This window comes from uncultured Senegalimassilia sp. (genome assembly GCF_934636665.1).
Classification (GTDB): Bacteria; Actinomycetota; Coriobacteriia; order Coriobacteriales; family Eggerthellaceae; genus Senegalimassilia.
This window is the reverse complement of record NZ_CAKUAT010000023.1, coordinates 22545-31327: the sequence shown is the minus strand read 5'-3', so window position 1 is coordinate 31327 and position 8783 is coordinate 22545. Positions and strand designations below refer to the sequence as shown.

The following is an 8783-nucleotide window of genomic DNA, read 5'->3' as shown; positions in this document are numbered from 1 at the left end:
CTGCAGCGCCAGGCTGCGGGAGGGCAGGGCGTCGCGCTCGCGGAGGGCGCTTTTCTATCGCGCCGAAGAAGGCCCGCAGGGGGTATCCCCTTGCGGGCCCTTCCGCGCTATTGGGGGCGCGTTGATTGCGTGGTCGCCTACGCCCTCGCAGCGCAAGCGCTCCTCGCGTGCGGCTGCGAGATCGCTGGGCGCAGGGCCCTTGCCGCATCGTCTGGGAATCCATCGCAAAGCCTCCTGCGCCCGCGAACCCGTTACATGGCCGGTGCCCGCGAACTGCGGACGGCCGCATATCGTGCGCCCGAAGGCCCGTAGAGGGATTCTTCTCTGCGGGTCAATTTTGCGTCACAAGGATGCTCTCGATTAGGCAGTGCTGGTTTGGGCAGCGACTATCCTGTATCCTATGTTATTTAAGAGCATGCTTTCTCGGTATTCCTTCGGTGCTATGACAACGCCGTGCGTTGCACGGTGCGCAGGGGGATCTCTTTGCGGGATCTTTTCGTCTTCAGGCACTGCTTGCCTTTCGATTTTTACTTTGTATGGGCTTGCGTGCGATTGGCTCCAGGTATATGTCGTTGTAACAATTGTGACTTCTGATGGGAGGCTTATCAGCTTCGTTTATCATACCGCTTTGTAAGGTTGAGATAGTGGCAAGGGGAAATTCTTCTGCCACAGTCTTCATGTGTTAATGCATGCTTTTGAATGGATCTCTCTGTCTGCTTCTGCAGATGGTATGACAATAGCCCCGGCAACACCGGGGCTATTCTTATCTCTGGGGCTGTTTGGCATTTACTCTAGATCGATTTCTAGGGAGTCTTGGTCCTCAAGTTCGGACGCATAGTCAGGTATCGGTGGTTTTGGATCATCTGTTGGCTCGGGTAGTAGTTGATAGGGTAGTGATGTGATGACTTCGTTTTTTGAATCGGCGTTTACCGTTGGGTCTGCCAATTTGGCTATTCGGTTGTAGAGTGCGGTTGTCTTATCTTGGATTTGAGCGTCAATGTGATAATGCCCGCAAAACCAGTGAGTGTATGTGAGACGGTCTTGGATTCCTTGGAGCCAATCCGTGTACTCGTCCATTGGGTGGATTTCCAAGCGATCGGTGTGCTTGGAAATGCCTTTTGCGGCAGAGGTTGGGGCGCAATGGGTGATTACGAGATCGCAATTCCAACCTGCTTGATTAAGCGTCTCAATCGCAGTTGCGCGCTCTTGCTCGTTGGGCACCTCTTCGGTGAACCATGTTTCTCCCAGGACCCGGTGCTCTCTATCGTATTCGCTTGAAGCTGCACCACCCATGGTGAAGATGCGATACCCGTCGATGTCGAACATCTGACCACGTTGGAGGTGAAACACGCCGTTGGCAACCTGATGCACCCTTCCCCCGTTCCACGTGGTTTCGGGTAGGCTGTTCAGCAAAGCGAATCCCTCGTGATTTCCGTCTACGAATAGGGTTGTGAACGGTCTGGCATCAAGCCAGCGGAGCCAATATTGCTCGCTTGCCGAATTGTTCCACACAAGCCCGAAGTCACCGCACACGATCACGTAATCGTCTTTGTTCAGTCCCGTGGTGTCGAAGCAGCTTTCTGAGAGTTTTGCGATGTCGTATGAGGCATGGATATCGCCCGTTACGAAAATGCTCATAAGGCGAATCCGTTTCTAGAACAGAGAGGGCGTTTGCGCGGCTGGTGCCTGTTGTACCGTTTTTGCCTTGCGCGTAGAGCGAGCTGGCTTCATCTGCTTGATTTCCTCAAGCTCGTTTTGCATCGACTCGCTGCGCTCAAGCAGTGTTTCGAGCTTTTCTGCGAAATCGGACAGCTGCAGTGCCACGCTGGTTTCTTCCTCTACGTAGCGCTGAAGGGCTTCCGTGATTGCCGCTGTTCGCGTTATGCCGCGTTTGCTGGCAACCTCGTCTACCGTTTCGGCTAACTTTCGATCTACCCATGCGGCAAGCTGACGCTTGTCTTGACTGTGCTCCACTGCCATAGCTTGTTCTCCTGATGCTGTGTTTGTGTAGTGTGATTAAGCTATGGCATCAGTATAGCCGGTATAAGCCGGTTACCGCCATGAATTCATTCTATTCATCATCGGGAAACGGATTGGGGCTGTTCATGCTTTCTTTTGTTCGGTATTTTGCGATCGCGGGGATGCAAAACTTCGATCATCCGGAGAGTTAGTTGCCTCGAATCGATGGTGTGTTGTCAGGGCTTGTGCTGGCCGAGGTGCATTACTAGTTTATGGAAAAGTCGCTATGGCAGGTGATGAAGTCGGGTTAGAGCCGGTCGATGTCCGCTATAGGCTCATAGAGACGCTGTTGGCTGCTTTGGCGGTCGACTACTTGACCTTTGGACGCGGATTCCCATCCGGCTAATCCTGGGTGCAAGTTTGAGGAGGCGGTGACGGTTGCCAGAGGGCGCACGATGGCTTGGCGTTGATTTGACTCCAGATCGGCTGATTTCGGGTGCATATTTGCAGGATCGGCACAGGTCGCCAAGGTGAGCGATAGCTTGGCTATCGAATAGGCTCATCGGGTTTCGTCTCGGTGATCTTGGGGAATCGATTCGCATGTTGCGAAAGCGGTCCTCGGACTGATGGCTTGTCGTTTCGGTGATTGCGTTGCAAGGTTTAGCGGTTCGGTTTGCAAGATGCGGGCAAGGGTTATGCAAGATGGTGGCGTCATGCTGGTTTTCGAAGTGATTTGCGCTTGAAAGGAAACCGGTTATGGCAGCCATGAATATTTGCTTGTCCCATGATGCGGCGTTTCGCTGGCTTGTGCGGAATCGCAATCCTCGCATCACGGGAAACAGGACCACGGCACGGGTTCTGCCCTGTGCATCGCCTTTTGTTTCGGAGAGCAAGGCGTTACGTTCGCTTTTGGGTATTGAAGATGGCAAGCTTGAGGTGCTTGTGCGGACTTCGGCTGGCAGGCGTGATGGCGATTGCCTGCGCTCTCATTATTCGGGAAACGCGTATCCGGCCGGATCGTTCGTGAAGGTGCCGGTTGAGGGGTTCGGTGCGGTTTGTTGCTCGTCTCCTGAACTGACGTTCTTGCAGATTGCGGTCAAACATAGCTTGTTGGAAACGGTTTATATGGGCTATGCGCTCTGCTCGTCGTATCGCATAGATGCCGATGCCGAAAATGGGATCGCCTTGCGAGAGGGCGATGATGAGCCGTTAACGTCCGCTGCGAGAATCGGGCAGTACCTGGCGAAGGTCGATGGGGCTTATGGGACGGCGAAGGCGCGTCGTGCGCTCGCCTATGTGCGCGATGGCTCCATTTCTCCGACGGAATCTGCAATGGCAATGGCCTTGAGCATGCCGCGGCGCTTCGGCGGGTTTGCAGCAGGGGATGTGGTGCTTGGCGAGAACGTTGCAGGGAGAGGCTGCTTGTCGTCGGCGGAGAGCTCGGGTGGTTCGGGTCGTATGCTGACCGTTCGTTCAGCGAGCCGTAAGCGCGATGTGGCGGCATTGAATATCTCGCTGCCCGATGGGGTTGATGGGCAAGGGGTGAATGGCCTCGTCTATGGCATTGATGGCCCGGAGGACCCCGAAGAGCTTCCTGTGGCAGCATTTTGCGCGCAGCGTGGCGGCGCTTCGTTCGATCGGGGAAGCGAGGCAGCAGGTGCGAAGGGCGACCGCAGGGCAAAGAAAGCGGCTCGAAATACAGTTCGAGGGTCGAAGGCGGTTCGAGATGCGGGTGGAGAGGTTGCGGCATCGCAGAAAGGGCATGGCGGGCTGCAGCGTCGAGCGATATTGGTGCGTCCCGAACAGGTGGCTGAATACGATGCTTATGTGCAGCTATGCGAGAAGGTTGCAAGGAGGATGCGCCGTCGAGGCGTTCCCAGGGTCGGTTTCGCGGAATCTCGTGAACTTCAGCAAGCAGGAGCGTACCAAGGGACGGGTATGCGCGAGGAAGCGGGTGGATTGCCGGCATTCGAGGATAAAGCCGAGGCTAAGCAGCGGGCGAAAGAAGCTCGTCAGCTTGCGAAAAGGGTCGAGCTATGGCAAACGCTCGTCTGCTTCAGCGCGTTTCGTCAAAGCGAAACGGGCAGCAGCGTGAACGTATTCGATCCTCCCTCTGATTGCGTCTGCGCGCGTAGAGGGGAGGGCGAAGACCTGCCTCGGGAGTAACCCTGCCTTTTCGCCGATGGAGTCGGCGGCTGCGATACCGGGAGGGCGACATGTTGATGGGTAAGATTGCGTTAACGAATGCCCGCCATAAAATCGATGCTTGCAGTGTGTCGGTACTCGATCCTCCCGGCAATCGTGTTGGCAGATAGGTTGCTTTCTGAATAAAGCATATCCCGGTGCCAGGAATTACCGATGATGCAAAGGCTTGTGTCGTTATAATAAGCAGCGCTAGAGATACCGATGATGGAACATGATAAAAGGCAGCATTATGGATACCGTAGATAGCATCTTCACGCAGGCCCGCCAGACGGGCGCGCAGCCGGTTTCGTTTGAGATTTTCCCGCCGAAGGGCGAGTTGAGCATGGAGTCGGCGCGCACGATCGCGCAGGAGCTTGCGAAGCTCGATCCTGCGTTCATCAGCGTTACGTATTCCGCGGGCGGCAGCGGCAACAAGCAGGCCACCGCTGAAATCGCCGCCATGATCCAAGACGATCATGATGTCCCCACTGTGGCCCACCTAACCTGCGCCGGCGCGTCGCAGCAGTCGATTTCGACGGCTATCGCCGACATGAAGGACCGCGGCATCCGCAATGTGCTTGCATTGCGCGGCGATTTGCCGGAGGGCTATGAGCCCGGTGATTTCCGGTATGCCAAGGACCTTATCCCGGTGCTGGCAGATGCTGGCTTTTGCGTGGGCGCCGCGGCGTATCCCGAGGGCCACATCGATTGCGATTCGCTTCGCTTGAATGTGGAGCATCTTAAGCAGAAGCAGGATGCGGGTGCAAGCTTCCTGGTCACACAGCTGTTCTTCGACAATGGTTGCTTCTATCGCTTCCGCGAAGGGGCGGAGGCGGCCGGTATCACGGTGCCGATAACCGCGGGCATCATGCCTTTTATGAGCAAGGCGCAGATCCAGCGCATGGTGTTCATGTGCGGGGCTTCGCTTCCGAGCCCCATCATCAAGCTGCTCGCGCGATATGAGGACGACCCGGCAAGCTTGCGCCAGGCCGGCATCGAATACGCGTGCCGCCAACTGACCGATTTGCAGGCGCATGGCGTTGAAGGGCTGCACGTGTACACCATGAACAACCCCGAGATCGCCCGTGCCGCCTCGTGTGCGCTGAAAGTGGCGCTGGTTTCGTGATGGTGCGGTATGGGCGCCTTAGCGCGGCGGACGTGCCTGATGCACGGCTCGATCGCGGTGAGGCGCTGAGATATCTGGGATACACGGGTCAGCAGGTCGATCAGGCTTTGCTGGCCCGTTTCAATAAGCTGGCCGACGAGTGCGAGAGGGTTATCAAGCCCGTATTCGCCTGGAGCGTTTTCGATATCGATAAGGAGCGAACGCGCTGGGAGTCGTCGGAACTTGAGGCGACGGGTTCGCCTAACGCATGCGACGCGGCGTTGGATGCGGCAGAGGTCTGCAGCGCGGTATCAGGTGCGGAAGCCGAATGCGGGAACGGGTTCGTGCCTCAAGTGGCACTGGAGCGCTGCGGTCTTGTCCTCGAAGGCAATAGCATCGCCGAGCATTTGCACGGGGCTTGCAAGGTTGCGCTGATGGCGTGCACGCTCGGCGCCGTCAGCGAGCGTGAGATGCGAAAACACGAGGCGATCAGCGTGGCGGACGGCGTGATGTTCGGAGCTTGCTGCTCTGCACTGGTCGAGGCGGCAGCCAACGTAACGGAAGGCCTTATCGTCAGCTTCGCCCATGATATGGGCCTGACAACGAACTGGCGTTTCAGCCCCGGCTACGGAGACTTGCCGTTAAGCGCTCAGCCGGCGTTGTTGAAGGCCCTCGATGCAAATCGGCGTTTGGGCATCGCGGTTACGTCGACGAACATGCTCGTTCCGGTGAAAAGCGTCACCGCCGTGCTAGGATTGTTCGAAAAACCCGCTGATGGCGGCGAAGCGCGCGTTGATGCCTGCGCGATATGCCGTTTAAGGGATGGTTGCGAGTTAAGGAAACGAGGGGTTACCTGCCATGGGTGAGAGCGTGTGCGCGCACAAGGAGCTGACCGGCGGTTGGGCGAAGGCGGCGAAACTGCCCGTGCCCGACCTGTCGGGGCTTGCCGTCAAGGATGAGCATTTGAAACGAGCGCTGCTTGGGCAGGAGTTCCTGGTGGTGGACGGTGCCATGGGCACGCAGCTGCAGGAACGGGGCCTTGCCGATGCGGGGCAGATCCCCGAGCTGCTCAACTTCTCGCACCCCGATGACATCGCGGCCATCCATAAGGCTTATGTCGATGCGGGTGCCGAGGTCATCACCACGAACACGTTCGGGGCAAATCGCTTGAAGATGGAGGGCGCTGCGAGCGTCGAGGATGTGTATCGTGCGGCTGCCGAATGCGCCCGTGCTGCCGGCGCTCCCTATATCGCCGGCGACGTCGGTCCGACGGGCGCGCTTTTGGAACCGATGGGAACCATGAGCTTCGAGGAGGCGTACGACCTGTTCGCCGAGCAGGTTCGCGCCGTTGCGGCAGCCGGCTGCGACCTGGTGCTGATCGAGACCATGGCCGATTTGCGCGAGGCGAAGGCGGCGCTGCTGGCGGCTCAGGAGAATTGCGATCTGCCGGTGTTCGCCACCATGACCTTCGGTGAGGACGGGCGCACGTTTTTGGGCACGTCGCCGGAGGTGGCCGCAGAGGTGCTGTCGAGCATGGGCGCGCATGCCGTGGGCTTGAACTGCTCGCTTGGTCCGGCGGAGTTGTTGGGCGCCGCGCAGGATATGGCGCGTCGTTCGCGTTGCCCGTTGATGGTGCAGCCGAACGCGGGCCTGCCGCGCGTGCAGGACGGGGTTACCGTGTTCGATGTGTCGCCCGAGGATTTCGCCGCCGCCATGGAGGGCATGCTCGATGCGGGCGCCTCGATCATCGGCGGGTGCTGCGGCACGTCGCCGGAATACACGCGCCAGCTTCGTCGTATGGCTGATGCCCGTCGCGTGCCCACGCCGCGCGCTTATGAGCCCGCTTGCGTGTTGTGCAGCGCCCAGGAGGCCGTGGTGCTTCCGGTGGGCGTGCCCCGCATCGCCGTGATCGGCGAGCGCATCAACCCCACGGGCAAGCCTAAGCTTAAGGCCGCGCTGCGCGCGGGCGACCTGGATTACCTGGTGGGCGAGGCTGTTTCCCAGCAGGAGCTGGGCGCCGACGTGCTCGATGTCAACGTGGGCCTTCCCGAGCTTGACGAGCCTGCTGTGCTGGCCGCCGCGGTGGACAAGCTCTCTTCCACGGTTACGTTGCCGCTGGTGGTGGACTCGTCCGACCCGGTGGCGGTGGAGGCGGCGGTGCGCGGTTACGCGGGCAAGCCGCTTATCAACAGCGTCAACGGCAAGCAGGAGAGCCTGGAGGCCGTGCTTCCCATCGTGAAGCGCTATGGGTGCGCCGTGATCGGCCTTGCCCTTGACGAAGAGGGCATCCCTCCCACCGCCGAGGGGCGTTTCGCCGTTGCCGAGCGGATCGTGGAAGCTGCCGAACGTTGCGGCATCCCGCGAACCGATGTGGTCATCGACTGCCTGACCATGGCGTGCGCGACCAATCAGTCGGAGGCGCTTGAGATCTTGCGCGCCGTGAACATGGTGAAGGAGCGCCTGGGCGTGCGCACGGCGCTCGGCGTGTCCAACATCAGCTTCGGCCTGCCGCAGCGCAACATGGTGAACTCGACGTTTCTGGCCGCCGCGTTCGGGTGCGGGCTGGACATGCCCATTTTGAACCCGAAGGCGAAACGCTACACCGATACGGTGAACACGTTCAGGGTGCTGAACTGCCAAGATGCCGGCGCTGTCGGGTTCATCGGGGAATACGCCGATGCCGCGGACCCGTATACGGCAGGCGCGGCGGGAGCGGGCGCTGCCGCGGGCACCGCGGAGGCGGCGCAGCCTTCGCGGGCTGCTGATGCGGCTGCGGAATGCCCGGTGGAGGTGCCGGATGCGCTTTCGGATTCCGCCGATGCCGTGCGCGACATGGTGCATCTCATCCTGACGGGCCGAAAGGGCCCGATGGGCCCGGCAACCGAGGCGTTGCTGGAGGGTCACAACCCGCTCGACCTGGTCAACGGCGTGTTCGTCCCCGCGCTCGATGTGGTGGGGCAGAAGTTCGATAAAGGCGAGTTCTTTCTTCCGCAGCTGATGGCCTCGGCCGAGGCGGTGAAGGTGGGATTCGATGCGGTCAAGGCGCGCATGGGCGATTCGGTCGACGACGGCGTGGGGTCGAACGCCATCGCGGTGGCAACGGTGAAGGGCGACATTCACGACATCGGCAAGAACATCGTCAAGATGCTGCTGGAGAACTACGGCTTCCGCGTGGTCGACCTTGGCCGCGACGTCGAGCCGGAAGAGGTGCTGCGGGTGGCTAGCGAGCAGGGTATCCGTTTGGTGGGGCTTTCGGCGCTCATGACCACCACGGTCCGCGCCATGGAGCAGACCGTGGAGCTTCTGCACGAGAAGCTGCCGGGCTGCAAGGTGATGGTGGGCGGCGCGGTTTTGACGCCCGAGTACGCCGAGCAGATCGGTGCGGACTATTATGCCAAGGATGCCGCGGAATCTGCGCGCATCGCTGAGCGCTTCTTCGCCGAACAGGGTTAGCGCGGCCGGCGCTGTCGCGGCTTGGAGGGTGCTGGCTTCGACTTGATCTGCCTTGCTGATATGAGAAAGCCTGCATGCTCTT

The 8783-nt window shown here is 59.7% G+C and carries 6 protein-coding genes; 4 read left to right on the top strand and 2 right to left on the bottom strand.

Annotated features, from left to right (window positions below; genetic code table 11):
* Positions 1-786 precede the first annotated feature (786 nt).
* Positions 787-1638 (bottom strand): metallophosphoesterase, encoded by an 852-nt coding sequence (locus tag Q0G75_RS08740; RefSeq protein ID WP_294416740.1) that lies wholly within the window; start codon positions 1636-1638, stop codon positions 787-789.
* Between the two features lie 15 nt (positions 1639-1653).
* A complete protein-coding gene (locus Q0G75_RS08735) occupies positions 1654-1980 on the bottom strand; it encodes a ribbon-helix-helix protein, CopG family (RefSeq protein ID WP_294416743.1) in 327 nt (108 codons plus the stop codon).
* A gap of 735 nt (positions 1981-2715) precedes the next feature.
* Here Q0G75_RS08735 and Q0G75_RS08730 point away from each other — a divergent pair.
* From Q0G75_RS08730 to Q0G75_RS08715, 4 genes are all read left to right on the top strand, one after another.
* On the top strand, positions 2716-4125 hold the full coding sequence (locus Q0G75_RS08730; protein WP_294416745.1) for a hypothetical protein: 1410 nt from the start codon (positions 2716-2718) through the stop codon (positions 4123-4125).
* Positions 4126-4393: 268 nt separating this feature from the next.
* Positions 4394-5269, top strand: a complete 876-nt coding sequence (locus tag Q0G75_RS08725; RefSeq protein WP_294416747.1) for a methylenetetrahydrofolate reductase — start codon at positions 4394-4396, stop codon at positions 5267-5269.
* Positions 5270-5301: 32 nt separating this feature from the next.
* Positions 5302-6114, top strand: a complete 813-nt coding sequence (locus Q0G75_RS08720) for a hypothetical protein (RefSeq protein WP_294416749.1) — start codon at positions 5302-5304, stop codon at positions 6112-6114.
* Positions 6107-8701 (top strand): homocysteine S-methyltransferase family protein, encoded by a 2595-nt coding sequence (locus Q0G75_RS08715; RefSeq protein ID WP_294416751.1) that lies wholly within the window; start codon positions 6107-6109, stop codon positions 8699-8701. The genes Q0G75_RS08720 and Q0G75_RS08715 overlap by 8 nt, the downstream gene beginning before the upstream one ends.
* Positions 8702-8783 lie beyond the last annotated feature (82 nt).

Coding starts and splice junctions, on each gene's coding strand:
- Q0G75_RS08740 (WP_294416740.1), bottom strand. CDS start 1,638: ATGAGCATTTTCGTAACGGGCGATATCCATGCCTCATACGACATCGCA.
- Q0G75_RS08735 (WP_294416743.1), bottom strand. CDS start 1,980: ATGGCAGTGGAGCACAGTCAAGACAAGCGTCAGCTTGCCGCATGGGTA.
- Q0G75_RS08730 (WP_294416745.1), top strand. CDS start 2,716: ATGGCAGCCATGAATATTTGCTTGTCCCATGATGCGGCGTTTCGCTGG.
- Q0G75_RS08725 (WP_294416747.1), top strand. CDS start 4,394: ATGGATACCGTAGATAGCATCTTCACGCAGGCCCGCCAGACGGGCGCG.
- Q0G75_RS08715 (WP_294416751.1), top strand. CDS start 6,107: ATGGGTGAGAGCGTGTGCGCGCACAAGGAGCTGACCGGCGGTTGGGCG.